The 22,813-nt window shown below is 70.6% G+C and carries 26 protein-coding genes; 18 read left to right on the top strand and 8 right to left on the bottom strand.

What is annotated here, in order from left to right; genetic code table 11:
- Nucleotides 1-32 precede the first annotated feature (32 nt).
- The 6 genes from sufD to AB0O76_RS41360 are packed head-to-tail and all read left to right on the top strand — an operon-like array spanning nt 33 to nt 4,388.
- Nucleotides 33-1,214, top strand: a complete 1,182-nt coding sequence (sufD, locus tag AB0O76_RS41385; protein WP_365502439.1) for a Fe-S cluster assembly protein SufD — start codon at nt 33-35, stop codon at nt 1,212-1,214.
- A complete protein-coding gene (locus AB0O76_RS41380; RefSeq protein WP_365502437.1) occupies nt 1,211-1,528 on the top strand; it encodes a bifunctional 3-phenylpropionate/cinnamic acid dioxygenase ferredoxin subunit in 318 nt (105 codons plus the stop codon). The genes sufD and AB0O76_RS41380 overlap by 4 nt, the downstream gene beginning before the upstream one ends.
- 5 nt (nt 1,529-1,533) lie before the next feature.
- The gene (gene sufC / locus AB0O76_RS41375; RefSeq protein WP_135329417.1) at nt 1,534-2,298 is read left to right on the top strand and encodes a Fe-S cluster assembly ATPase SufC; all 765 of its coding nucleotides are present in this window, start codon (nt 1,534-1,536) and stop codon (nt 2,296-2,298) included.
- Nucleotides 2,295-3,563: a cysteine desulfurase gene (locus tag AB0O76_RS41370; protein WP_360763641.1), complete on the top strand. Its 1,269-nt coding sequence runs from the start codon at nt 2,295-2,297 to the stop codon at nt 3,561-3,563. Before sufC ends, AB0O76_RS41370 begins: the two co-directional genes overlap by 4 nt.
- 16 nt (nt 3,564-3,579) lie before the next feature.
- The gene (gene sufU, locus AB0O76_RS41365) at nt 3,580-4,056 is read left to right on the top strand and encodes a Fe-S cluster assembly sulfur transfer protein SufU (protein ID WP_135329415.1); all 477 of its coding nucleotides are present in this window, start codon (nt 3,580-3,582) and stop codon (nt 4,054-4,056) included.
- Nucleotides 4,053-4,388: a metal-sulfur cluster assembly factor gene (locus tag AB0O76_RS41360; protein WP_135329414.1), complete on the top strand. Its 336-nt coding sequence runs from the start codon at nt 4,053-4,055 to the stop codon at nt 4,386-4,388. The genes sufU and AB0O76_RS41360 overlap by 4 nt, the downstream gene beginning before the upstream one ends.
- A 70-nt stretch (nt 4,389-4,458) precedes the next feature.
- On the opposite strand, the gene AB0O76_RS41355 is transcribed toward AB0O76_RS41360, so the two are convergent.
- Complete coding sequence (locus AB0O76_RS41355) at nt 4,459-5,586, bottom strand: hypothetical protein (RefSeq protein ID WP_365502434.1); 1,128 nt, start codon at nt 5,584-5,586, stop codon at nt 4,459-4,461.
- 136 nt (nt 5,587-5,722) lie between these two features.
- Between AB0O76_RS41355 and AB0O76_RS41350 the strand changes: the two genes are divergently transcribed.
- A complete protein-coding gene (locus AB0O76_RS41350) occupies nt 5,723-6,043 on the top strand; it encodes a multidrug efflux SMR transporter (protein WP_365502432.1) in 321 nt (106 codons plus the stop codon).
- Complete coding sequence (locus AB0O76_RS41345) at nt 6,043-6,588, top strand: TetR family transcriptional regulator (protein ID WP_365502430.1); 546 nt, start codon at nt 6,043-6,045, stop codon at nt 6,586-6,588. Before AB0O76_RS41350 ends, AB0O76_RS41345 begins: the two co-directional genes overlap by 1 nt.
- On the opposite strand, the gene AB0O76_RS41340 is transcribed toward AB0O76_RS41345, so the two are convergent.
- Nucleotides 6,577-7,467 (bottom strand): winged helix-turn-helix transcriptional regulator, encoded by an 891-nt coding sequence (locus AB0O76_RS41340; RefSeq protein WP_365502428.1) that lies wholly within the window; start codon nt 7,465-7,467, stop codon nt 6,577-6,579. The two genes, AB0O76_RS41345 and AB0O76_RS41340, sit on opposite strands and share 12 nt — an antisense overlap.
- A gap of 59 nt (nt 7,468-7,526) precedes the next feature.
- Here AB0O76_RS41340 and AB0O76_RS41335 point away from each other — a divergent pair, with 59 nt between their 5' ends.
- The 4 genes from AB0O76_RS41335 (at nt 7,527) to AB0O76_RS41320 (ending at nt 11,788) form a co-directional block, all read left to right on the top strand.
- Entirely contained in the window at nt 7,527-8,780 is a 1,254-nt protein-coding gene (locus tag AB0O76_RS41335) for an MFS transporter (RefSeq protein WP_365502426.1), read from the top strand.
- A gap of 9 nt (nt 8,781-8,789) precedes the next feature.
- Nucleotides 8,790-9,779, top strand: a complete 990-nt coding sequence (gene dapD, locus AB0O76_RS41330; protein WP_361826869.1) for a 2,3,4,5-tetrahydropyridine-2,6-dicarboxylate N-succinyltransferase — start codon at nt 8,790-8,792, stop codon at nt 9,777-9,779.
- Nucleotides 9,780-9,962: 183 nt separating this feature from the next.
- Entirely contained in the window at nt 9,963-10,565 is a 603-nt protein-coding gene (locus AB0O76_RS41325; protein ID WP_365502424.1) for a SigE family RNA polymerase sigma factor, read from the top strand.
- Nucleotides 10,562-11,788 carry a WD40 repeat domain-containing protein gene (locus AB0O76_RS41320; RefSeq protein WP_365502422.1) on the top strand — a complete coding sequence of 409 codons (1,227 nt, stop codon included), beginning with the start codon at nt 10,562-10,564 and terminating at the stop codon, nt 11,786-11,788. Before AB0O76_RS41325 ends, AB0O76_RS41320 begins: the two co-directional genes overlap by 4 nt.
- A gap of 13 nt (nt 11,789-11,801) precedes the next feature.
- Here the strand turns inward: AB0O76_RS41320 and dapA are convergent, their stop codons facing one another.
- Nucleotides 11,802-12,698 carry a 4-hydroxy-tetrahydrodipicolinate synthase gene (gene dapA, locus AB0O76_RS41315; RefSeq protein ID WP_365502420.1) on the bottom strand — a complete coding sequence of 299 codons (897 nt, stop codon included), beginning with the start codon at nt 12,696-12,698 and terminating at the stop codon, nt 11,802-11,804.
- Nucleotides 12,699-12,878: 180 nt separating this feature from the next.
- Here dapA and AB0O76_RS41310 point away from each other — a divergent pair, with 180 nt between their 5' ends.
- The 5 genes from AB0O76_RS41310 to AB0O76_RS41290 all read left to right on the top strand — a co-directional run bounded on the left by AB0O76_RS41310 (nt 12,879) and on the right by AB0O76_RS41290 (nt 16,244).
- Nucleotides 12,879-13,025 carry a hypothetical protein gene (locus AB0O76_RS41310; protein WP_365502418.1) on the top strand — a complete coding sequence of 49 codons (147 nt, stop codon included), beginning with the start codon at nt 12,879-12,881 and terminating at the stop codon, nt 13,023-13,025.
- Nucleotides 13,022-13,690: a hypothetical protein gene (locus AB0O76_RS41305; protein ID WP_365502416.1), complete on the top strand. Its 669-nt coding sequence runs from the start codon at nt 13,022-13,024 to the stop codon at nt 13,688-13,690. Before AB0O76_RS41310 ends, AB0O76_RS41305 begins: the two co-directional genes overlap by 4 nt.
- A gap of 102 nt (nt 13,691-13,792) precedes the next feature.
- The gene (locus AB0O76_RS41300) at nt 13,793-14,557 is read left to right on the top strand and encodes a glucose 1-dehydrogenase (RefSeq protein ID WP_365502414.1); all 765 of its coding nucleotides are present in this window, start codon (nt 13,793-13,795) and stop codon (nt 14,555-14,557) included.
- A gap of 90 nt (nt 14,558-14,647) precedes the next feature.
- Complete coding sequence (locus AB0O76_RS41295; protein WP_365502412.1) at nt 14,648-15,439, top strand: SGNH/GDSL hydrolase family protein; 792 nt, start codon at nt 14,648-14,650, stop codon at nt 15,437-15,439.
- A gap of 61 nt (nt 15,440-15,500) precedes the next feature.
- A complete protein-coding gene (locus tag AB0O76_RS41290; RefSeq protein ID WP_365502410.1) occupies nt 15,501-16,244 on the top strand; it encodes an SRPBCC domain-containing protein in 744 nt (247 codons plus the stop codon).
- A 3-nt stretch (nt 16,245-16,247) separates the two neighbouring features.
- On the opposite strand, the gene AB0O76_RS41285 is transcribed toward AB0O76_RS41290, so the two are convergent.
- On the bottom strand, nt 16,248-18,113 hold the full coding sequence (locus tag AB0O76_RS41285) for an endonuclease/exonuclease/phosphatase family protein (protein ID WP_365502408.1): 1,866 nt from the start codon (nt 18,111-18,113) through the stop codon (nt 16,248-16,250).
- Between the two features lie 239 nt (nt 18,114-18,352).
- Here AB0O76_RS41285 and AB0O76_RS41280 point away from each other — a divergent pair, with 239 nt between their 5' ends.
- Nucleotides 18,353-19,813, top strand: coding sequence for a hypothetical protein (locus AB0O76_RS41280; protein WP_365502406.1), 1,461 nt, complete (start codon nt 18,353-18,355; stop codon nt 19,811-19,813).
- Between the two features lie 55 nt (nt 19,814-19,868).
- Here AB0O76_RS41280 and AB0O76_RS41275 read toward each other — a convergent pair whose 3' ends face one another.
- The 4 genes from AB0O76_RS41275 to AB0O76_RS41260 form a co-directional block, all read right to left on the bottom strand.
- The gene (locus tag AB0O76_RS41275) at nt 19,869-20,315 is read right to left on the bottom strand and encodes a hypothetical protein (protein WP_365502404.1); all 447 of its coding nucleotides are present in this window, start codon (nt 20,313-20,315) and stop codon (nt 19,869-19,871) included.
- A gap of 28 nt (nt 20,316-20,343) precedes the next feature.
- Nucleotides 20,344-21,498 (bottom strand): hypothetical protein, encoded by a 1,155-nt coding sequence (locus AB0O76_RS41270; RefSeq protein WP_365502402.1) that lies wholly within the window; start codon nt 21,496-21,498, stop codon nt 20,344-20,346.
- Between the two features lie 64 nt (nt 21,499-21,562).
- Nucleotides 21,563-21,805 carry a hypothetical protein gene (locus AB0O76_RS41265; RefSeq protein ID WP_365502400.1) on the bottom strand — a complete coding sequence of 81 codons (243 nt, stop codon included), beginning with the start codon at nt 21,803-21,805 and terminating at the stop codon, nt 21,563-21,565.
- Nucleotides 21,806-21,966: 161 nt separating this feature from the next.
- A complete protein-coding gene (locus AB0O76_RS41260; RefSeq protein WP_365502398.1) occupies nt 21,967-22,734 on the bottom strand; it encodes an SDR family oxidoreductase in 768 nt (255 codons plus the stop codon).
- Between the last annotated feature and the right edge of the window lie 79 nt (nt 22,735-22,813).

Raw genomic sequence — 22,813 nt, 5'->3', positions numbered from 1 at the left:
TTCTTACGCAGAGAGAGAGCACGACGACAGCCATGGCTGAGGCTCAGAACATCCCGGTGGGATCCACCACCGCCGGATCCATCGCGGTGGCCGCCGAGTCCACCGTCGCCACCCGTATGAGCGCGCCCCCGTCCTTCGACGTGGCGGACTTCCCCGTGCCGCACGGCCGCGAGGAGGAGTGGCGGTTCACGCCGCTGGAGCGCCTTCGCGGGCTGCACGACGGCACGGCGGCCGCCACCGGCGGCATCCGCGTCGAGGTGACGGCGCCGGCGGGCGTGACCCAGGAGACCGTCGGCCGTGACGACGCGCGCGTGGGCAAGGCGGGCAAGCCCGTCGACCGCGTCGCCGCGCAGGCGTACTCGTCCTTCGAGAAGGCCTCGGTCGTGACCGTCCCCAAGGAGACGGTCCTCACCGAGCCGATCCGGATCGCCGTGCACGGCCAGGGCGGCACCGTCTTCTCGCACCAGGTCATCGAGCTGGGCGCGTTCGCCGAGGCCCTCGTCGTCATCGACCACACCGGTGACGCCGTGCTCGCGGCCAACGTTGACTACATCCTGGGCGACGGCGCCAAGCTGACCGTCGTCTCCGTCCAGGACTGGGACGACAAGGCCGTGCACGTCGCGCAGCACAACGCGCTGATCGGCCGGGACGCCTCCTTCAAGTCGGTCGTCGTGACCTTCGGCGGCGACGTCGTCCGCCTGCACCCCCGTGTCCAGTACGCGGGCACGGGCGGCGAGGCCGAGCTCATCGGTCTGTACGTCACCGACGCGGGCCAGCACCAGGAGCACCGCCTCCTGGTCGACCACAATCAGCCGCACTGCAAGTCGAACGTCGTCTACAAGGGCGCGCTCCAGGGCGACGACGCCCACGCGGTGTGGATCGGCGACGTCCTCATCGAGGCCGCGGCCGAGGGCACGGACACGTACGAGATGAACCGCAACCTGGTTCTGACCGACGGCGCCCGTGTCGACTCCGTGCCGAACCTCGAGATCGAGACCGGCGAGATCGTCGGCGCGGGCCACGCCTCGGCGACCGGCCGCTTCGACGACGAGCAGCTCTTCTACCTGCAGTCGCGCGGCATCCCGGAGGACGAGGCGCGCCGCCTGGTCGTCCGCGGATTCTTCGCCGAGCTGATCCAGCAGATCGGCATCCCGGATGTCGAGGAGCGCCTCATCGCCAAGATCGAAGAGGAGCTGGAGGCGACGGTCGCATGACCTTCGTACGCGTCTGTGGGCTGAGCGAGCTGTCGGAGGACACCCCGAAGCGGGTGGAACTCGACGGCACGCCGGTCTCGGTCGTCCACACCGAGGGCGAGGTGTTCGCGATCTACGACATCTGCTCGCACGCGAACGTCTCCCTCTCCGAGGGAGAGGTGGAGGACTGTCAGATCGAGTGCTGGCTGCACGGCTCCGCGTTCGACCTCCGCACCGGCAAGCCGTCCGGCCTTCCCGCGACGCGCCCGGTCCCCGTATACCCCGTAAAGATCGAAGGGGACGATGTGCTCGTCTCCGTCACCCAGGAGTCCTGAGGCACATGGCAACGCTTGAAATCCGCGACCTGCACGTCACCGTCGAGGTCGACAACGGCACCAAGGAAATCCTCAAGGGTGTCGACCTGACCGTGAAGCAGGGCGAGACCCACGCCATCATGGGCCCGAACGGCTCCGGCAAGTCGACCCTCGCGTACTCCATCGCGGGCCACCCCAAGTACACGATCACGCAGGGCACCGTCACCCTCGACGGCGAGGACGTCCTGGAGATGTCCGTCGACGAGCGCGCCCGCGCCGGCATGTTCCTGGCCATGCAGTACCCGGTCGAGGTCCCCGGCGTCTCGGTCTCCAACTTCCTGCGTACGTCGGCCACCGCGATCCGCGGCGAGGCCCCCAAGCTGCGCACCTGGGTGAAGGAGGTCAAGTCCGCGATGGAGCAGCTCCAGATGGACCCGGCCTTCGCCGAGCGCAATGTGAACGAGGGCTTCTCCGGCGGTGAGAAGAAGCGCCACGAGATCCTGCAGATGGAGCTCCTCAAGCCGAAGATCGCGATCCTCGACGAGACGGACTCCGGTCTGGACGTCGACGCCCTGCGTCAGGTCTCGGACGGCGTCAACCGCGTCCGCGAGACGGGCGAGGTCGGCACCCTGCTGATCACGCACTACACGCGCATCCTGCGCTACATCAAGCCCGACTTCGTGCACGTCTTCGCGAACGGCCGCATCGCCGAGTCCGGCGGCGCGGAGCTCGCCGACAAGCTCGAGGCCGAGGGCTACGAGGCTTACACGAAGGGTGGCGTATCAGCGTGACGTTGGCCCACCAGGGGCTCTCCGGCCTCCTCGACACCGAGGCGATCCGCAAGGACTTCCCGATCCTGGATCGCACGATCCACGACGGCAAGAAGCTCGTCTACCTGGACAACGCGGCGACGTCCCAGACTCCGCGCCAGGTGCTCGACGTACTCAACGAGTACTACGAGAAGCACAACGCCAACGTCCACCGCGGCGTGCACGTCCTCGCGGAGGAGGCCACGGCGCTGTACGAGGGCGCCCGTGACAAGGTCGCGGCGTTCATCAACGCGCCGAGCCGCGACGAGGTGATATTCACCAAGAACGCCTCGGAGTCGCTCAACCTCGTGGCCAACATGCTCGGTTGGGCCGACGAGCCCTACCGCGTGGACCACGAGACCGAGATCGTCATCACGGAGATGGAGCACCACTCCAACATCGTGCCGTGGCAGCTGCTCTCGCAGCGCACGGGCGCGAAGCTGAAGTGGTTCGGTCTCACGGACGACGGCCGGCTCGACCTGTCCAACATCGACGAGATCATCACGGAGAAGACGAAGATCGTCTCCTTCGTGCTCGTGTCGAACATCCTGGGCACGCTCAACCCCGTCGAGGCGATCGTCCGCCGCGCCCAGGAGGTCGGCGCCCTGGTCCTGATCGACGCCTCGCAGGCCGCCCCGCACATGGTGCTCGACGTGCAGGCGCTGCAGGCCGACTTCGTGGCCTTCACCGGCCACAAGATGCTCGGCCCGACGGGCATCGGCGTGCTGTGGGGACGACAGGAACTCCTCGAGGACCTGCCGCCGTTCCTCGGCGGCGGCGAGATGATCGAGACCGTGTCGATGCACTCGTCGACGTACGCTCCCGCGCCGCACAAGTTCGAGGCGGGCACGCCCCCGGTCTCCCAGGCCGTCGGCCTGGGCGCGGCCGTGGACTACCTGTCCGCGATCGGCATGGACAAGATCGCCGCGCATGAGCACGCGATCACCGAGTACGCGGTCAAGCGCCTCCTGGAGGTCCCCGACCTCCGGATCATCGGTCCGTCCACGGCGGAGGACCGCGGCGCAGCGATCTCCTTCACGCTCGGCGACATCCACCCGCACGACGTGGGCCAGGTCCTGGACGAGGAAGGCATCGCGGTCCGCGTGGGTCACCACTGCGCCCGCCCCGTCTGCCTCCGCTACGGAATTCCTGCGACCACGCGAGCGTCGTTCTATCTGTACTCCACGCCCGGCGAGATCGACGCGCTGATCGACGGCCTGGAGCACGTACGGAACTTCTTCGGCTGAGGGGCTGGCTGGGAACGTGAAGCTGGATTCGATGTACCAGGAAGTCATCCTGGACCACTACAAGCACCCGCACGGGCGCGGTCTGCGTGATGGCGACGCCGAGGTGCACCACGTCAACCCGACGTGCGGCGACGAGATCACGCTGCGCGTCAAGTACGACGGGTCGACGATCGCCGACGTGTCGTACGAGGGCCAGGGCTGCTCCATCAGCCAGGCCAGCGCGTCCGTCCTGAACGACCTGCTCGTCGGCAAGGAGCTCGCCGAGGCGCAGAAGATCCAGGCCGTGTTCCTGGAGCTGATGCAGTCCAAGGGCAAGCTGGAGCCGGACGACGCGATGGAGGAGATCCTGGAGGACGCGGTCGCGTTCGCCGGGGTCTCGAAGTACCCGGCGCGTGTGAAGTGTGCTCTGCTGAGCTGGATGGCGTGGAAGGACGCGACGGCCCAGGCGCTCGAGGGCGCCGGAGCCGGGATCGCTGAGAGGAAGACCGCATGAGCGAGAACGAGACGCTGACGAAGCCCGCCTCCGAAGAAGAGGTGCGCGAGGCGCTGTACGACGTCGTCGACCCCGAACTGGGCATCGACGTCGTCAACCTCGGCCTGATCTACGGCATCCACATCGACGACGCGAACATCGCGACGATCGACATGACGCTCACCTCGGCGGCCTGCCCGCTGACGGATGTCATCGAGGACCAGGCGAAGTCCGCCACCGACGGCATCGTCAACGAGCTCCGGATCAACTGGGTCTGGATGCCGCCGTGGGGCCCGGACAAGATCACGGACGACGGCCGCGAGCAGCTTCGGGCGCTCGGGTTCAACGTCTGAGACGTCTGAGACACCACTGATACGGCTGATTCGGCCCCCCGCGCTTATGGCGCGGGGGGCCGAACTGCTTTTACGGGGCGGTCGGCTGGGCCGTCGAGGCCTCCGTCAGCGTGTGGGCCAGGCCCTCCTTGCGGATGCGGCTGTCGATGTAGAGGAGGGCGGTCACCAGGGGGAGGAACACGGTGGCGGCCAGCTGGGTGAGGAAGCTGCCGACCAGGCCCAGTACGGCGTACAGGCCGAACTGGGAGCGCAGTTGGTCCAGGAGGTAGGCCGACGCGGAGTCGTCCGGGTCCACCGGGGGCGGGGTCGGCGCCGCGAACTGCAGGGGGAGCCGCAGTGCGAGGGACACCCCCACCACGATGAGGCCCGCGAGCAGCGAGATGCCGAACGTGCGCCACCAGGCGCCGCGCACCAGACGTACGGAACGCCGCAACGCCGTGAAGGGGCCCGCCGTTTCGAGGACCGCGGCGGCCGGGGCGAAGGCGAACAGGACGTACAGCCAGGCCGCGAGCGGCATCGTCAGCAGGAACAGTGGGAAGACCAGGCCGATGGGGATGAGCGACTGGGTCATCATCAGGAAGAGGAGGGAGAAGAGGACCAGCGCGAACGCGGCCACCGGCAGCATCAGGATGAGGGAGAGGAAGAGCGTCACGGCCAGCACGGACGGCGTCCTTGACCACGCCCTGCGCCAGACTGCGCCGAACGTCGCCGGGCGGCCGAGCACCGCCTCGTGCAGCGTGGCGGCGCACGATGCCTGGATGAACGAGTTGACGACCAGCGTGGCGAGCATGAACAGCAGCCACACCAGGCCGAACGCGATCAGGATCGGCCTGCCGTCGTCCCAGGTGAAGTCCGCACCAGGTTCGTACGCCGCGCGGACGTGCTCCTGGGTCGCGGCGTAGGCGAGCCCTGCCCCGGCCACGAGGACGACGGCGAGCAGGCCGTAGGCCGCGGCGGCGGTGCCGAACAGGGGCTTGGCGTAGCGCCGCATCGTTGCGAACGCGCCGCCGATGATGTGGTTGGCGCCGAGCGGCGCCAGGGGTATGACTCCCGGCTTGGGCGGCGGGGGCAGCGGCGCCCAGCTGCTGCCGTTCCAGCCCCAGCCGGGCGGTGGCCCGCCGTAGGGCCCTGGCGGCCCGTACGGTCCCGGCGGCCCGCCGTAAGGCGCCTGTGGTCCCCACCCCGATGTGTCCGACATCGCTCTTGTGCTCCGTAGTGTCGTGCGGATCTCGCTGAGTGTTCTCTGTGGCCCCCCACAGTGATCGCGTCACCTTAACCGGTTTGCCGCCCGGCTTTGCGTACGCCCGTACACAACGTTGTGTACACTCGTACGCATGGGATACGGACTGCTGGCCGCGGCCATCGCGGCGGAGGTGGCCGGGACGACGGCCATGAAGTACAGCGAAGGGTTCAGCAGGCTCTGGCCCTCGCTGATCACCGTCGCGGGGTATCTGATCGCGTTCACGCTGCTCGCGCAGACGCTGAAGACGCTCTCCGTGGGGACTGCCTACGCGATCTGGGCGGGGATAGGGACCGCCGCGGTCGCCGGTATCGGGATGCTGTTCCTGGGGGAGTCGACCAGTCTGGTCAAGGTCTCGGGGGTCGCGCTCGTGATCGCGGGCGTCGTCGTGCTCAACCTCGGAGGTGCGCACTGATGGCCCGCAGGTACGACCCCGAGCGGCGGCAGCGGATCATCGACGCCGCGATCCGGGTGGTGGGGCAGAAGGGGATCGGCGGGCTCAGTCACCGGTCGGTCGCCGCCGAGGCCGATGTGCCGCTCGGGTCCACGACCTACCATTTCAAGACACTTGACGAGCTGATGGTGGCCGCGCTGCGGCAGGCCAACGAGGGGTTCGCCAAGGCGGTCGCCGCCAGGAGCGCCTTCGAGGACCCGCGGGCCGATATCGCCGGTGAGCTCGCGGCACTGCTCGGGGAGTGGCTCGCGGGCGACCGCACGGAGGTGGAGCTGGAGTACGAGCTCTATCTGGCCGCCCTGCGCAAGCCCGCCCTGCGGCCCGTCGCCGCCGAGTGCGGCGTGGGCCTCGCCGAGGTTCTGGAGCAGCGCACCGATGCCGTCACCGCGCGGGCGCTCGCCGCGCTCATGGACGGGATCTGTCTGGAGGTACTGCTCACGGACGCGCGGTACGACGAGGAGTACGCGCGCGAGGCGTTCAACCGGATTGTCGCGTCAGGGGGTTGACCCCCGCAGCCGCCGAACCGCCGTGAGTGCCGCATCGACGCTCGCGGTGACATCCGTGACCGGGTACTGCACGTCCCGCACGACCCGGTCCCGGTCCACCACCAAGGTCAGCCGCTTCAGCCGGCTCACCCCCGCCGCGCGGAACGTCGGCAGGCGCAGCGCCGCCGTCAGGTTCAGGTCCGCGTCCGAGAGGAGCGGGAAGCGCAGCCGCTCCTTCTCGGCGAACGCCCGCTGCTCGTCCGGGCGTTGGGTGGATACGCCGTGGACCGTCGCGCCCGCGGCGGTGAACTCGGCGATCCTGTCGCGGTAGGTGCAGGACTCCAGGGTGCAGCCCTGGGCCCCGGGGATCCTCGACCAGTCCGGGGGGTAGGCGTCCTTGCGGGCGTAGGCGCCGGGGAAGCAGTAGAGGACTGTGAGCGGGGTGGCCGTGGCCACGGGGTCGGACAACTCCTCGTCGTGCCCCAGGAGTTGAAGCTCGGGCAGGCGCGTGCCGAGCAGTTCGTGGACCCGCTGTGCCTCCAGGGAGGCCTCCGCCGCCGTCGCCATCGTCTCTCCCTCTCCCATCACCCAGGTGTCGCCCCAGTCCTGGAGCGCCACCAGGACGGGCAGCAGTGCGCGGCCGCGCGGCGTCAGGCGGTACTCGTGACGTACCGGACGGTCCTGGTAGGGGAGGCGCGTGAGCACGTCCGCGTCCACCAGGAGACGCAGCCGCTCGGTCAACACCTTGCGGGACACGCCCAGTTCACGCTGCAGCTCGTCGAAGCGGTGCAGGCCGCGGGCCGCGTCCCGCACGATCAGCAGGGTCCACCAGTCGCCCACGACGTCCAGGGCCTGCGCGATGGCGCAGTGGTCGTCGTCGAGTCGGGTCCGTTGCGCCATGCCTCTCATGCTGACATAGTCCGTTCCCAAAAGGAACTGACTCGTCTGCCGGGGGTGGCATGCTGCGGGGGAAGCGCGATGCGCGAGGGCGGGGACTGCGTGACGTACCGAGAACGGTGTGGCTGCTGGCCGCGGGCGGCTTCTTCAACATGGTCGTGGCCTTCACCTTCGTGTACTTCTTCGTCTACCTGACGGACGGGCGCGGCCTCTCCGTCGCCCAAGCGGGGCTGATCAGCGGCATCGGCGGGGCGGGGCAGGTCGCGGGCAACTTCACCGGCGGCTGGTTCGGCGACAGGTACGGCCACCGCCGGGTGCTCCTGGTCGGATCGCTGGTCAGCGGCGTCGCAGTGCTCGCGCTGCCCGTCCTGCCGGTCGCGCTCCTTTACGTCGTGCCGACACTCGGCCAGTACGCGGGGGGATGCGTGCGCGCGGCCAACGGAGCGCTCGTCGCCGTGAGCGTGCCCGAGGGCGAGCGGCGGCAGGCCTTCGCCGTGACGCGGTTCGCGACCAACGCGGGCTTCACCGTCGGGCCCCCGCTGGGCGCCCTGCTGATCGCCCACGCCTCCTACGGCTGGCTCTTCGTCGTCGACGGTCTGGGCACCCTCGCCTTCGCCGCGTACGCCTCGCGGGTGCTGCCCGCGCACGGCGCGGTGCGCGGAAAGGCGGCCGAGCCGGGGCCCGGCGTCTTCGCCGCGCTGCGGCAGCGCCCCACCGTGCTCGTCCTGCTCTGCGCCATCCTCGTCACCGACCTCGTCTACCGCCAGCAGTACTCGACCCTCCCCGTCGACCTCGACCGGCACGGTCTCGACACCGGCGTCTACGGCTGGCTCCTCGCGATCAACGGCGGCGTCATCCTGCTCCTCGAACTGCCCGCCACCCTCGCCCTGCGCGGCCGCGCACCGCTGCGGATCATCGGCACCGGGCTGCTGCTCGTCGGCGCCGGATACGGTGCGCTCGCCCTCGGCACCGGCCTCGCGACGGCCGTCACCCTGATGCTGCTGCTCACCGCGGGCGAGATCCTCTATAAGACCCCGGCCACCGCGTACGTCGCCGACCACGCGCCCGCTCATGTGCAGGGCCGCTTCCAGAGCCTGTACTCGGGCGTCTCGGTGAGCGGCGTCGTGCTCTCCGCGCCGCTCGGCGGCGCCCTCTACACCGTGGCGCCGGGGCTGCTCTGGCCGCTGTGCGCGGTCCTCGCGGCAGTGGCGGGCGGCGTCGTGCTGGCCGCCGGGAGGCGGACCGTGCCCGCCCCGCGGCCCGCGACCGGCTCGGCCACTGAGACCGGTTCGCCCGCGCGGCGCCCCGCCGGTTAGGTTTTCCCCATGACCGACACGAACGCTTCCCGCACCACCGGCGCCGTCGCCGCAGGCCTTGCCACCGTCACCGCCGACGGCACCGTCCTCGACACCTGGTTCCCCGCACCCGAGCTCGCCGCCGAGCCGGGCCCGTCCGGCACCGAGCGGCTCACCGCCGAGCGCGCCGTGGAGCTGCTCGGCGACGGCGCCGCCAAGGCCATCGGCCCCGACGCCCGCCGTGGCGTGGAGATCATCGCCGTACGTACGGTCATCGCGTCCCTCGACGAGAAGCCGCTGGACGCCCACGACGCGTATCTGCGTCTGCACCTGCTCAGCCACCGCCTGGTCAAGCCGCACGGCCAGAGCCTGGACGGCGTCTTCGGCCTGCTCGCCAACGTCGCCTGGACCTCGCTCGGCCCGGTCGCCGTCGACGACGTCGAGAAGGTCCGGCTCAACGCCCGCGCCGAGGGCCTGCACCTCGCCGTGACCTCCATCGACAAGTTCCCGCGCATGACGGACTACGTCGCGCCGAAGGGCGTCCGTATCGCCGACGCCGACCGCGTCCGGCTCGGTGCGCACCTCGCCGAGGGCACGACCGTCATGCACGAGGGCTTCGTGAACTTCAACGCGGGCACGCTCGGCACCTCCATGGTCGAGGGCCGCATCTCCGCCGGTGTCGTCGTCGGCGACGGCTCGGACATCGGTGGCGGCGCCTCCACCATGGGCACCCTCTCCGGCGGCGGCAACGTCCGCATCGTCATCGGCGAGCGCTGCCTGATCGGCGCCGAGGCGGGCGTCGGCATCGCGCTCGGCGACGAGTGCGTCGTCGAGGCCGGTCTGTACGTCACCGCGGGCACCCGCGTCACCATGCCCGACGGGCAGATCGTCAAGGCCCGCGAGCTCTCCGGCGCCTCGAACATCCTCTTCCGCCGCAACTCGGTCTCCGGCGCCGTCGAGGCCCGCCCGAACAACGCGGTGTGGGGCGGCCTGAACGACGTCCTGCACAGCCACAACTGACGCACCGCGCCACTCCGCCTGGGCGGCCCGCACCGAAACCGGTGCGGGCCGCCCACGCGTATGTAGGGGCAGACACACAAGACGTAGACGCACAGGCGAGGCATAGCGGGGCGGCGCCGCGCGCGTCATCACGGGCAGAGGGGCAGTGAGGCCCGCAGGAACGCAGGAGACGAGAAGGTGGCGATGGATGCCGAAGGCCAGGAAAGCTTCCGGGAGTTCGTGGACAACAGGTCGACCGCACTCCTGAGGACCGCCGTGCTGCTCAGCGGCGGCGACCGGCACGCGGCCGAGGACCTGCTGCAGAACGCGCTGGTCAAGGCCGCGGGCCGGTGGCATCGGATCGACGACCCCGAAGCATACGTACGGCAGATCCTCTACCGGCAGCAGGTCAGCCGCTGGCGGCTGAAGTGGCCGCGGCGCGAACTGGCCGTCGCCGAGCCGCCGGAGAGCGCCGTGGGGGACGGATCGGGCGCCGCCGAGCTGCGCATCGTGATGCGGGCCGCGCTCGCCCGGCTCACCACCCGGCAGCGCACCGTGCTGGTCCTGCTCCCCCAAGCTCTCGACTTCGCTCGAGCAGGGGGGACCCCCTCCTTCGAGGACCTGCCGGAGGCGGACGTGGCCCGGCTGCTCGGCTGCTCGGTGGGCACCGTGCGCAGTACGACGCACCGCTCGCTCGCCAAGCTGCGTGGCCTCGCGCCGGAACTGGCGGCGCTCGACGGCCCTGACCCCGGCCGACCGCCGGCCCCTGACTACTCGCCCGTGTCGTCCGTGGAGGTAAAACCGTGAACGTGGAAGAAGTGGTGCGCGAGTCGCTCCGGGAACAGGCGGGCGACGGCGTGCGGCCCCCGGACGGTCTCGCCGACCGGGTGCTCACCCTCAGGCGCCGCCGCAGGACCCGCACCGTCGCGGGCCTCGCGGTCGCCACGGCCGCGGCGGTCGCCGCCGCGGTGGCCGTGCCCGCGCTCGACTCGGGCGGCGAGGACGTACGCCCCGCGAGCGACGCACAGACCGGCGACGTCGTCGCCCACCCCGACCAGTCACCGCCCCGGGACCTGATCGCCGCGGGGAACACCGCGCTCGCCGCGTTCTACACCGTCGAGACGACGAAGCAGCCGGGCGGCGACAAGCTCACCACCCGTACGTACGGCCTGCTCGACCAGAAGACGGGAACGTACAAGAAGGCCTCCAAGAAGTGGGCCTGGATCGATGTCGCGCCGGGCATGCGCACCGCGGCGGTCCTGGAGGGCGAGCTGCCCGCCCGGCGCATCGGGATCCTCGACCTGATCACCGGCAAGGTCGAACGCTGGATCCCGGTGAACCACCCGGTGGCGGGGGTCGGTTGGTCCCCCGACGGCGGCAAACTGGTCGCCACGGCGTACAGCAAGAACCCCGACCGGCTGATCGACCTGCCCGACGACCACCCCAAGAACCCGCCCCAGCGGCACGGCAGCCGCACCGGATTCTTCGTCGTCGACGCCTCGTCCGGCGAGGTGGGCCCGTTCCGCGAGCTGCCGCAGAAGGCCGCCGGCAAGTTCGGCTTCTTCGAAGGCAATTCGCGCGAGGACCTGCGCTGGAGCCATGACGGCAAGCTGCTCTACGTCCAGCTTGCGGACGGCCCCGACGGCGAGAACCGCGCCTGGTACACGCCGGAGGGCCAGAAGACGAAGGCGCCCGCCGCCGAGCGGTACGCGGGCTGGCCCGAGGCCGGTCTTTCACCCGACGGGAAGCTGCTCGCGAGCGACGGCAACGACAAGGGCTCGCCGATCCTCGACCCGAGGACCGGCAAGAAGATCACCACGGTGCCGGGGCAGCAGCAGCTCGCCTGGGCCGACAACAAGCGGCTCATCGCGTGGGGCTGCGACCCGAAGAAGTGCGACGGCAAGGGCGAGTTCCGCAACCAGCTCCTGCTGGTCACCATCGGCAGCGAGAAGGTCGTGCCGCTCAGCGACTTCCGCAAGGCGTCGGCCGACTATCCGGGCCGCTGGTCGCCGATGTTCGCCGCCCGCTGACCCCCGGCTGCAGCTACTGCAGCGTCTCGTACGCCGCCATCAGCCCGTCGGTCGCCTCGCGGCCGGCGGGCCGCAGCGGCGCGCGCACCGGACCGCCGGGCAGACCGAGTTCGCCGAGCACCGCCTTGGAGGTCACCGTACCGGGGAGGCCCGCGCCCATCATCAACTCGATGAGTTCCATGGCCCGTTGCTGGAGGCGCCGGGCCTCCGTCGTGTCTCCGGCGTCGAACGCGTCGACGATCGCCCGGAGTTGGCGCGGTACGGCGTTGGCCACCGTGCTGATGTAGCCGACGCCGCCGATCGCGTACATCGCCAGGATGTACTCGTCGCAGCCCGTGTAGTACGCCAAATCGGTCCGGGCGAGGACCTTCTGCGTACCCATCAGGTCGTACGCGCAGTCCTTCACGGCGACGATCCGGGGATGCTCGGCGAGCCGCAGCAGCGTCTCCGGCTCGATACGCGTCCCGGTGCGGCCCGGGATGTCGTAGAGGGCGATCGGCAGCCCTGATGCGTCGGCGATCTCGCGGAAGTGCGCCTCGACGGCGTCCTGCGGCGGCTTGCTGTAGTACGGCGTGACCACCAACAGGCCGTCCGCGCCCGCCTTTTCGGCCTGCGCCGCCAGCTCGGCCGTGTGCCGCGTGTCGAAGCTGCCGACGCCCGCGACGACCGTGGCCCGGTCGCCGACGGCCTCGACGACGGCCCGTACAAGGGCGGACTTCTCGCCGTCGGAGGTGGTGGGCGACTCGCCGGTGGTGCCGGAGAGCACGAGCCCGTCGCAGCCGCCGTCCACCAGACGCCCGGCGAGCCGCTGCGCGCCGTCGAGGTCGAGCTGACCGTTGTCCGTGAAGGGCGTGACCATCGCGCAGAGCGCGCGGCCGAAGGGGGGAGGAACCGATGAGGGAGGGGTCATAGGGGCAGTGTCGGCACAGCGCCCGTGAAGCTCCACTTAATTCTGCTACGAGATATGGGGCAGGAACGCTACGAGGTGAGGGCCGACAGGGCAGGCACTAGTGCCAACTGGCCCCCGTATGGGCCACCATGGCGGGACGGTAGTCGACGGACGGCCGCAGGGCCGGGCACAGGAGGCGTCATGAGGCTGGGCAAGGCACTCGCCACCGGTATCGCCGAAGAGCAGCCGCGCGAAGAGCGCGTCGAGGACGCGGTACGCGCCGAACAGGTCCAGGACACCCGCGAGTCGGCCGCCGAGGCCCCGGTCGAGGTCCCGGCCGCCCGATGAGGCTGCGGCTCCCCGAGGAACGCCCGACGGAGCCGCCGACCGGATACAAGATTGCCCACCCGGTGCTGTCCCAGGACGGCACCCGGGCCGGGTTCACCGGCGTCTCCCTGGGCGCCGCCCTGCCCTACGGCGTGCTCGACGATGCGCACTGCGTCTACGGCAGACGGCACGCGGCACCCCACCGCCGCTGCGACTGCGGCTTCCACTGCGTCCACGAACGCGCCACGGCCGAGGCGCTCCTGTGCACCGCCGAGCACCGCAGGGCGGCGCTGCTCGAAGTGGCGGTGCTCGGCGCGTACATCCGCTTCGAGCGCGGCTTCCGGTACGCGCGCCAGCGGGTGCGTACGGCGACGGTGCGGCCGTGCGGCTGCGGTGCGCGGGCCTCGGTCCTGGTGGACGCCGGGTGGGGCAGGCCCGGCTGGCGGGTGGTCGAGGGGGCGTGCGCGATGTGCGCGGGCAGGCGTACGGCGCTGCGGCTTACGGAGTTCGCACGGATCGCGGGGGAGGGGCTCACCGTCGTCGGCGCGCCGCCCGACTCCGTGCCCGGATCGCCGTCCCAGGCGCTTGGGGTGCCCGAACTGATCGCGGAGGCGGCCCTGCTCCAGGCCCGACTTGACCTGTTCCAGGGGGAGTTGGCGCGGCTGACCGAAGGCGGGCGGGACTAGGGCCTGTCCGCCGCCTGACCCATCGGACGGGCCCTGGCCGCGGGCGTTCTGGCATGATCGGCGCGGGGCGTGACAGGCCGACATGACAAGACATGAGGCTTGATGAGCAACAACGACAACCGAACGCAGGCACAGGACAAGCGCGTCGCCCTGGTGACGGGTTCGTCATCGGGCATCGGCGCGGAGGTGGCCCGCCGCATCGCCGCGGCGGGAATCCGCGTCGTGATCAATTCCGCCAACTCGGCCGAGGCCGGCGAGAAACTGGCCGCCGAACTCCCCGATGCCGTCTACGTTCAGGCGAACGTCGCCGACGAGGCCGACGCCAAGCGCCTGGTCCGGACGGCGGTCGACACCTACGGACGCCTGGACATCCTCGTCAACTGCGCGGGCGCCACGCGTTTCATTGCCCACGACGACTTCGAGTCCGCGAACCCCCAGGTCTGGCGCGAGCTCTACGACATCAACGTCATCGGCGTGTGGCAGACGATCACGGCCGCCGTCCCGCACCTGCGGGCGAGCGGCACGGGCAGCGTCGTCACGATCTCCTCGCAGGCGGGCGTGCGCCCCGGCGGCAGCTCGATCCCGTACTCGGTCAGCAAGGCCGCCGTGAACCACATGACCAAGCTCCTCGCCAAGACCCTCGGCCCGGAGGTACGGGTCAACGCGGTGGCGCCCGGCATGATCGACACCCCGTGGTTCGACGGCGTCGAGGGCATCGAGTCCGCGATGGAGGAGACGGCGGCCCGGCTGCCGCTGCGCCGCGTGGGCAGGCCGCAGGACATCGCCGACGCCGTCTTCGACCTGGCCAACGCGGCGTACATCACCGGCGAGGTCCTCCTGGTGGACGGCGGCGGCCACCTCCTGTGACGCGTCACGCGGGCGGGTGGCGGGGCGGACATGGCCGGAGTGTGGCTCGGCCGCGTTGACGCCCCCCGTCCGCCAGAGGACGCTCAGGCCATGAGTACACATCCGTACGCGCGTTATGTCGCGATCGGCGACAGCCAGACGGAAGGGATCGGCGACGGCGACGAGCGCCACGGCTATCGCGGCTGGGCCGACCGGCTCGCCGAGATCCTCGCCGAAGCCAACCCGGATCTCGGCTACGCCAACCTGGCCGTACGGGGCAGACTGACGGCCGGCATCAAGGCGGAGCAGCTGGCCCCCGCGCTGGCCCTCAAGCCGGACCTGGTCACGGTCATGGCGGGCATGAACGACCTGGTGCGGCCCGGATTCGACGCCGCGGGGGTGGCCCGCGACATCGAGGACATGTTCACCGAGCTCACCGCGGCGGGCGCGCGGGTGGCCACGGTGACGTTCCCGGACATCGGCCGGATCTCGCCGCTCGCGCGCCGGGCGATGCCGCGGGTGCTCGACCTGAACGCCCGGATCAGGGCGGCCGCCGACCGCCACGGCGTCGTCGTCCTCGACACGTTCCCGCACCGGATCACCACCGACCCCCGGCTGTGGTGCGCCGACCGTCTGCACGCCAGTCCCCTGGGGCATGCGCGGATCGCCGCCGGCATGGCCGACGCGCTTGGCATCCCGGGCCACGAGGACTGGCTGCGGCCGCTGGCGCCGCCGCCTTCGGCGGTGTCGCCGCTGCGGGCTGCGGCCGTGGAGGCGCGGTGGCTCGCGGGGTTCATGGGGCCGTGGGCCTGGCGGCGGCTGCGGGGGCGTTCCTCGGGGGACGGGAGGGAGGCGAAGCGGCCGACTCTTGGACCGGTGGTCACGCCGGAGCGGGCGCCGTGAGGGCCCGTGGCCGGGACGGCGGCAGGAGAAGTACCACCATCACGATCACGAGGGAGTCGGCATGACCACCAGCAGTGGCAAGGAGTTCGAGATCGCGCGGGAGTTTGAGGTCGATGCCTCGCCCGCGGAGGTCTGGGACGCGCTCACCACCGGTACCGGCGGCTGGCTGTGGCCCATGGCGTACGAACCTCGCGAAGGCGGTGCCGCCCCCTTCGGCGGCACCGTCACCCGCTGGGATCCGCCGCACCGTCTCACCGGACGGGTGGAGGATCCGGAAGGCCTGCCGGACGGCCAGGTCCTCCATCAGCTCGACCACACCATCGAGCCCCGCGACGGCGGCCGCCGCTCCTGGGTCCGTTACGTACACAGCGGCGTCTTCACCGACGACTGGGCCAACCAGTACGACGGGGTGAGCAAGCACACCGACTTCTACTTGCACACCCTGCGCCAGTACTTGACCCACTTCACGGGCCGCCCCGCCACCTTCACCACCCTGGAGGGCCCGCCCGCCGCCAAGGACCCGGACGCGTTCGTCAGGCTCGGCCGCCACCTGGGCCTGCCCGACGACGCGCGGGAAGGCGCCCGCGTACGCGTGGACGCCCCCGGCGGTCCGCTCGACGCGGTGGTCGACTTCCGGACGTCCCACTTCATCGGCCTGCGCACGGACACCGCGCTGCACCGCTTCTTCGGCCGCAACCGCTTCGGCGCCCCCGTGGCCCTCAGCGTCCACGACTTCGCGCCGCACGCCGACCCCAAGGGCACCGAACTGGCCTGGCGGGACTGGCTGGACAGGCTCTACGCCTAGGCCCTATGGGCGGAACCTCAGCACCTGCGGGTCGTGATCACTGTTCTGCTCGGCGAACTCCGCGTTGATGTGCACGCTGTCGTACGAGAAGTCCCCGGCGCTCCCCACCCCGGGACTGGTCAGGATCTGGTCGAGGACCTGCGAGTTCCCCTGGTACACGTACGAGTAACGCTCGGACCGGGGAAGGAACTTGACGGCCGACTTCAGCGCGCCGCCCGACTCCAGGGTCTTCGTCGTCCCGGAGAACTCGAAGTCGTTCACGTCCCCGAGCACGACCACGTCCGCGCTCTTGTGCACCTTCCGCACGTCCCGCACAAAGGAGTTCACGGCCTGCGCCTGCCGCACCCGCTTCTCCTCCGAGGACCGCACCGGCGGCTGATGGTGCGACGTGAGACCCTCGTCGCCGCCCTTCGAGCCGAAGTGATTGGCGACCACGAACACGGTCCGCCCCCGGAAGCTGAACTCGCCTGCCAGCGGCTTGCGGCTGTCCGCCCAGGCGGAGTTCGCGGGGTCGATGCGGCCCGGCGAGAGGGTCAGCTCGGCCCGTCCGCCCGACGAGGAGCGGGCGACGTCCGTGGCGGTCGTCGCGTCCCCGTCGCCCCGGTCGGTGAAGGACACCCGCTCCGGGTTGAAGAGGAACACCTGACGGATGTTCCCGCCGGGCTCCCCGCCGTCCTTGTTGTTCTCCGGGTCGATGGACCGCCACTCGTAGCGGGGCCCGCCCGCGGCGACGATCGCGTCCGTGAACTTCTTCAGGGTCGCGTCCGCCGAGACGGTCCCGTCGTTCTTGGCGCCGTTGTCGTCCTGGATCTCCTCAAGGGCGAGGATGTCGGGCGATGCGAGATTCGAGACGACGGCACCCGCGAGCGCGTCGAACTTCTTCTGCGGGTCGGTCGGGTCGAGGTTCTCCACGTTGTACGTCGCCACGGCCAGCTCGCTCTTGGCCTGACGCCGCGTCTTCTCCCGTGCGAGCCCCTTGTCGGTGACCTTGCCGAGGGTCCGCGCCGTCAGGGTGTAGCCGCCGAACTGGTTGAAGTCCAGGGGGCCTTCGGCGCCACCCGAAAGCACATCGCCGACGTTCGCCTTCGGGAACGGCTGCTCGGAGACCGGCGCGAGCTGCTGGATCTGCAGCCGCCCGGTGTTCTGCGCCGAGTAGGAGCCGTAGACGGTGCCGCCCCGCCGGTTCGCGTTCTCGTGCGGCTTCACGGTGATCCACAGCTCGGAGTAGGGGTCGGTGGCGCCGACCACGCGCGAGGTGCCGACGCGGACGTTCATGCCCTCGAGGGACTCATACAGATCGAGGGCGTACGAGCGGGGCTTCAGCGGCAGCGCGTTGATGCTGCCCCCGTTCGCCGGGTCACCGTCGGGTGCGTACGCGGATGGCACCTTCTTGGCGTCCACCGTGACCGGCGCGGGCAGCGCGTTGCCGGACGACTCGACGGTCACCGTCGGCTTGGTGAGCTGGGTCAGGGACTGGTTGCCGGACTTGGCGCCGCCGGGCACGTACTCGGCGACCGTGCCGGAGACGCGGACGGCGTCACCGGTCTTCACCGTCAAGGCCGCCGACCCCGTGTAGACGAAGACGCCCTCGCTGGTCGCGGCGTCCGAGTCGGCCTTCGGGTCCTGGATCCAGAATCCCTTGGAGCCGTAGGAGCGCACGCCCGTGACGATGCCCGTCACGTCCGTGACCTGCTGCCCGTTCAGGGGCGAGAGACGGGTGGTGCCCTGGATGTCGTGGACGTGGACCTCGTCGGCGGAGGCGGCGGACGAGCTCGCGGCGAGCAGACCGGCGGCGAGCGCGGTGGCGACGACGGTGGCGACCGCGGCGGATCTCACGGTGGGCCGGGTGGCACCGGGTATGAGCGGCATGTGGGGACTCCGGGTGGGTGAGGGAACGTACGCAGTACCGGGCCTGCGGGCGCCCGGGACTCTACGCGCGTCAATCTCTTGTGTGGCCAGGGGAGTTGTCAAGGTTCGGCGGGTGTTCTCGCCGTGTATGTCTCCTGTATGTCTCCTGACAGGGACATGAACCGGGCGGCATGGGTCCATATCCGTCTAGGCTTCTGCCCAGTCGAACCGTTTGCTTTGCCTCGGAGGAGAACCAGCCGATGTCCGTAAGTCCCGCCACCCTGCCGCCGGTGCTGCTGCACCCCGAAGCGGAACTCGCGCGGGCCGCGCTCGCCACACCGCTGCTGTCCCGCGCCGCGCGGCTGGCCCGCTGGGCGGGTCCCGACACGCGGGTCGGTGCGGGCGGCGAACTCGTCGACGAGCAGCTGCCGGCCGCCGCGGCGGAGCTGGGCCTCGACACGGACGACCCGGACGCCGCCGCGTACGCGAGCGAGGCCTGGCGCGTGGCCGTCGACACGGGCCTGGTGGAGGTCACGGACGCCGACGAGTCGGAGGGCGAGGACGCCCTTGGCACGGTGACCGTCGGCGAGGACCTCGCCGCGCTCACGTCCGGCAGCCCGCAGGACGTCCTCGGCGTCTGGCTCGGCGCCCTGGACACGGTGTACGCGGACGCGACGGTGCCCGACATGGACAACCTCCTCGATGTCCTGGAGGAGAACGGCGAGGTCGACTTCGACGAGCTCGGCTGGGACCCGCAGGCCGAGGCCGACTTCCTCGACGGTGTGCTCGGCAACCTGTATCTGCTGACCGTCAACGACGCCGCAGGGAACGAAGGGCCGGTGCCGCTGCCCGCGCTCGCCGCCTCGATGATCGTGCCCGACGACATGGGGGAGCCCACGGACAACGTCCTGGAGCAGGTGTCGGACGCGATGATGAAGCTCGACGATCAGTTCCGGCTCTTCGAGCCCCTTGGCCTCGTCGAGTACCAGCCGGTCGACGAGGCGCTGATGGTCGACATCGACGAGGCGGAGGCGCCGCTCCCGGAGGACGACGAGGACGTGTCCCGGTACGGCCTCGTCCGGCTTACGCCGCTCGGCCTGTACGGCGTCCGTGCGCGGATGCTGGAGGCAGGCGTCGACGCGCCCGCGGTCGGTGACCTCGCGGACAAGGGCGCCGACACGCTGCTCGACGGGACGGCCGGTTTCCCGCAGGCGGCCGCGCAGGCCGAGATCGAGCTGTGGCTCGCCCGGCACGAACCGCTGGACGCGGCACGGGAGTTGCTGGCCGCGGCGCGCGGCGGCGACGAGGGCGCGCCGCTCCGCAGGCTCCGCTGCCAGCAGGCGCTTTCGCTGGTGGGCGCGGGAGCGGAGCCCGCGCTGCGGGAGGTGCTCGACGACGCGGAGCTCGGCGGGCTCGCACGGGTGTGGCTGGCCGAGCACGGGGCCGCGGACGTGCCCGCGCCGTCCGAGGCGATGGTGTTCTGGCTGACCATCGACACGATCGCCGCGCAGCTCGCCGCCGAGGGCAACTCGGACGAGCTGCAGGGTCTGGTCGAGGGGCTCTCCGAGCAGCACAGCGGGTTCTTCGCGGCGGCGTGGCGGGTCGAGCACCCGGCCACCGCCGATGTCCTGGAGGCGATGGGACGGCTGCACCCGGACAAGAAGGTGGCGAAGGAAGCGCGGAAGGCGGCCTTCAAGGCCCGTTCGCAGCAAGGGATTTGACGCAGTGGGGCGCCTGCCGGGCCGGCAACGCGGCCCGGCAGGCGCCCGGTTCAGCTCAGCACTGATACAGCGTCGTGTGCTTGAACGACGCCGTAGCACCGTCGAAGCCGTACGTCCCCCGGTACGCCGGAGGGTTCTGGTACTCGCCGACGATCGTGATCGTGTTCGCGCACGATCCCTGGCCCGCGCGCTTGGCGTCCAGGCGGATGGTGTCGCCGATGAGGCCGCCCGTGATGTCCCACGGCGCACCGCAGATGCCGGCGGTGATCTGGCCGCCCGTCACCACGTGCGGGTAGGTGTTCGGGTTGTACTTCACCTCGATGGCGAAGGTGATCGCGCCGTTGTGCAGCTGCATCTTGCAGGCCGTGGAGACCGCCTCGGCGGACACCTCCTGGGGTGAGGCGAACGCCTCGTCGCGCGTCTTGACCTCGGCGCCCTGCGGATTGTGGAAGCGGTGCTCCGCGCGGGCCTGGCCCTTCTGCTTACGTGCCTGAGTGGTCATGGAAGCCCTCCTCTCGTGGTGCGACCGGTCAGGCCAGCTGCTCGGAGACCTCGACCCGCAGCAGCGCGCGGACGTTCTCGATGTGGTTGAGCACGGTCACGGTCGAGGAACCGGCGAACAGCAGGCCGAGCGCCACGTTGTCGAGCGAGGTCACCAGGGACCCCGAGTCGCCGCCCGCCGAGATGTTCGTCGTCAGGATCTGGTCCTTGAAGCGGGCCGTGCCCGCCGTGCCGTAGTTGACGTCGATCGTCGCGTCGACGGCGATGATCCGGCCGAAGGAGATGTTGGTCGTACGGCCGGTCTTCTTCACCAGGTCGCCGACCGCGACGTTCGCCTTGCGGCGCCAGGCGCGCGGCGCGCCGCTGAAGTACGTCTCACGGGTCGCGTCCTGGAAGTCGACGGTGCCGAGCGCCGCGTCGACGACGTTGTTGTGCCGCTCCAGCGGGATCTGCGGGGCGAACTGGATCGTGATGAAGCGCTCCAGGGTCGCGATGCGGTCGGCTGGGTCCTGGCCGCCGTCGAAGACGCCGGGCTGCACGATCGCGCTGCCCAGCTGGGCGCGGTTGGAGTCGGCGAGCACGTGGTTGTTGGACAGGATGTAGAACTTCGCCGGTACGCCGAGGCCGGAGCCGGGCGGGTCGACGGAGGCGCCGGGCAGGAAGTCGTAGACCACGCTGCCGAGCGTCCCGGCCGTCACCCGTACGTTGCCGACCGAGAAGCCGGAGGGGCACGGGCGCATCCGGCGCTTGAGGAGCTGCGGCTCGAACGCGCCGAGTCCGGCGAGCTCTTCGAGCATGGGCTGCGAAAGGCCCTTGAGCTGCTCGCTGACACCGCCGTCGGGGCCGTACGTCACCGAACGGTCTTCGGTGCGGCCCGACTTGCGCTGCTGCCGCTGTGCGGCGACGTGGCCGACGGCGACGACGTCGGTGGGGGTGCCGTCGTCCATCTGGGAGGGGATCACGTCCCGCTCCGGGAGCATGGACTCCGGAACCTTCTGGGTCACGAACACGATGACCGCGGGTTCGCCGGTGGGCTCACCCTCGGTCCACTTCACGCCGTGGCCGAAGCCGACGACGTTGGCCAGCGACGTCTGGGGGCCCAGGAAGTCCCCTGTCGCCTGCTGACGTGAGCTGTCACTGAGCTGACCGCCGGTGGGTCCTCGCATCAATTCGGGCTGGCTCACCACGCCAGACCACCTCTTCCCCTTGGTTGAAGGGCGGAGTTCCGGGCCGCTTGCGCGGGTCGTCCTACTGCGCCTCGTCCTGTTGCGCCGCGGTCTCGCCGATGGCGAGCACACGCACGGGGACGCCTTCGAGCAGATCCGGAATCACGTCTTCGTCACGGAGCCGGTCGCGGGGCACTGTGCGGGTGACGAACACGACGATCACGTCCGCCCCCGAGTGCTCGTCCTTTCCGATGCCGACGCCGGTGACATTGGCCAGCTTCATCAGCCGGTCCTCATGGAGGCTGCGGGCCTGCTGTGCGTCCACGCGGCTCGCCTCCCCCAACGGGTGATGCAGGTAGGTGATGTCTATTGCGGTGTGGATCGCGGGTCAAGGCGTACTGCACGAAATCTTGGCTTTACGGGTGATCCGCGCCTGTTGACCTTCTTTACGAAGATTCTTCCAACCTCTCGTTCGGACGCGGACGTTCAGGTACGCAGATGCGAAGCGCCGTTGAGGTCGAGCACCGTGCCCGACGCCCACTCGGCGACCGGCGAGGCGAGCCAAAGGACCGCCGCCGCGATCTCCTGCGCCGTCCCCGCCCGCCCGAACGGGCTCTGCGCACGGATCGCCGCGCCTTCCGCCCCACTGAGCCGGTGCGCCACGCGCTCGGTCTCGAAGAAGCCGGGCGCGACGGACGCCACCGCGATGCCGTGCGGGGCCAGCGAGACGGCCAGGGACTGCCCGAGCGCGTGCACGGCGGCCTTCGTCGCCCCGTAAGCCGGGTGATCCGGCTCGCCCCGGAAGGCGCCGCGCGAGCCGATGTTCACGATCCGGCCGCCCGAGCCCTGGTCGATCATCCGGCGGGCCGCCAGGTGGCTGAGATTCGCCGTGGCAAGGAGATTCACGGACACATGCCGCTGCCACAGCTCCGCCCAGTCCTCGTACGACGTGTCGGCGAGCGGGTGCGGCAGGTTCACGGCGGCGTTGTTCACCAGGACGTCGATGCCGCCGAGCGCGTCGGCGGCCCGCGCCGCGACGTCCGCCGCACCCGCCGGATCCGACAGGTCACCGCCCACCAGCACATGTCCGTCGCCCGTCAGTGAGTCGAGGGTCGCGCGCGCCTCCTCCTCACGCGAGCCGTAGTGCACCGCGACACGGTCCCCGTTCTCCGCGAAGGCCTGCGCGAGGGCTCTCCCCAGGCCTCGGGAGGCTCCGCTGATCAGGACACGGCGGCCGGTGGCTGGCAGGTTCATGGAAGGAAGCCCCTTGACGTCGGACGGTGTTCAACCGCCGTTTATACGCGAGCGGGAACGTGACGCCGACAGCAGCCCG

The sequence above is a fragment of the Streptomyces sp. NPDC086554 genome (assembly GCF_040686095.1).
Taxonomy (GTDB): domain Bacteria; phylum Actinomycetota; class Actinomycetes; order Streptomycetales; family Streptomycetaceae; genus Streptomyces.
The sequence above is the reverse complement of the archived record's forward strand: the minus strand, read 5'-3'. Positions and strand labels throughout refer to the sequence as shown.

Excerpts from the sequence above, each read along its gene's own strand:
- AB0O76_RS41325 (WP_365502424.1), top strand. The coding sequence starts at position 9,963 with ATGGATGCCGAAGGCCAGGAAAGCTTCCGGGAGTTCGTGGACAACAGG.
- AB0O76_RS41335 (WP_365502426.1), top strand. The coding sequence starts at position 7,527 with ATGCTGCGGGGGAAGCGCGATGCGCGAGGGCGGGGACTGCGTGACGTA.
- dapA (WP_365502420.1), bottom strand. The coding sequence starts at position 12,698 with ATGACCCCTCCCTCATCGGTTCCTCCCCCCTTCGGCCGCGCGCTCTGC.
- AB0O76_RS41300 (WP_365502414.1), top strand. The coding sequence starts at position 13,793 with ATGAGCAACAACGACAACCGAACGCAGGCACAGGACAAGCGCGTCGCC.
- AB0O76_RS41275 (WP_365502404.1), bottom strand. The coding sequence starts at position 20,315 with ATGACCACTCAGGCACGTAAGCAGAAGGGCCAGGCCCGCGCGGAGCAC.
- sufD (WP_365502439.1), top strand. The coding sequence starts at position 33 with ATGGCTGAGGCTCAGAACATCCCGGTGGGATCCACCACCGCCGGATCC.
- dapD (WP_361826869.1), top strand. The coding sequence starts at position 8,790 with ATGACCGACACGAACGCTTCCCGCACCACCGGCGCCGTCGCCGCAGGC.
- sufC (WP_135329417.1), top strand. The coding sequence starts at position 1,534 with ATGGCAACGCTTGAAATCCGCGACCTGCACGTCACCGTCGAGGTCGAC.
- AB0O76_RS41305 (WP_365502416.1), top strand. The coding sequence starts at position 13,022 with ATGAGGCTGCGGCTCCCCGAGGAACGCCCGACGGAGCCGCCGACCGGA.
- AB0O76_RS41355 (WP_365502434.1), bottom strand. The coding sequence starts at position 5,586 with ATGTCGGACACATCGGGGTGGGGACCACAGGCGCCTTACGGCGGGCCG.
- AB0O76_RS41285 (WP_365502408.1), bottom strand. The coding sequence starts at position 18,113 with ATGCCGCTCATACCCGGTGCCACCCGGCCCACCGTGAGATCCGCCGCG.
- AB0O76_RS41360 (WP_135329414.1), top strand. The coding sequence starts at position 4,053 with ATGAGCGAGAACGAGACGCTGACGAAGCCCGCCTCCGAAGAAGAGGTG.
- AB0O76_RS41260 (WP_365502398.1), bottom strand. The coding sequence starts at position 22,734 with ATGAACCTGCCAGCCACCGGCCGCCGTGTCCTGATCAGCGGAGCCTCC.
- AB0O76_RS41310 (WP_365502418.1), top strand. The coding sequence starts at position 12,879 with ATGAGGCTGGGCAAGGCACTCGCCACCGGTATCGCCGAAGAGCAGCCG.
- AB0O76_RS41340 (WP_365502428.1), bottom strand. The coding sequence starts at position 7,467 with ATGGCGCAACGGACCCGACTCGACGACGACCACTGCGCCATCGCGCAG.
- AB0O76_RS41350 (WP_365502432.1), top strand. The coding sequence starts at position 5,723 with ATGGGATACGGACTGCTGGCCGCGGCCATCGCGGCGGAGGTGGCCGGG.
- AB0O76_RS41345 (WP_365502430.1), top strand. The coding sequence starts at position 6,043 with ATGGCCCGCAGGTACGACCCCGAGCGGCGGCAGCGGATCATCGACGCC.
- AB0O76_RS41295 (WP_365502412.1), top strand. The coding sequence starts at position 14,648 with ATGAGTACACATCCGTACGCGCGTTATGTCGCGATCGGCGACAGCCAG.
- AB0O76_RS41380 (WP_365502437.1), top strand. The coding sequence starts at position 1,211 with ATGACCTTCGTACGCGTCTGTGGGCTGAGCGAGCTGTCGGAGGACACC.
- AB0O76_RS41280 (WP_365502406.1), top strand. The coding sequence starts at position 18,353 with ATGTCCGTAAGTCCCGCCACCCTGCCGCCGGTGCTGCTGCACCCCGAA.
- AB0O76_RS41290 (WP_365502410.1), top strand. The coding sequence starts at position 15,501 with ATGACCACCAGCAGTGGCAAGGAGTTCGAGATCGCGCGGGAGTTTGAG.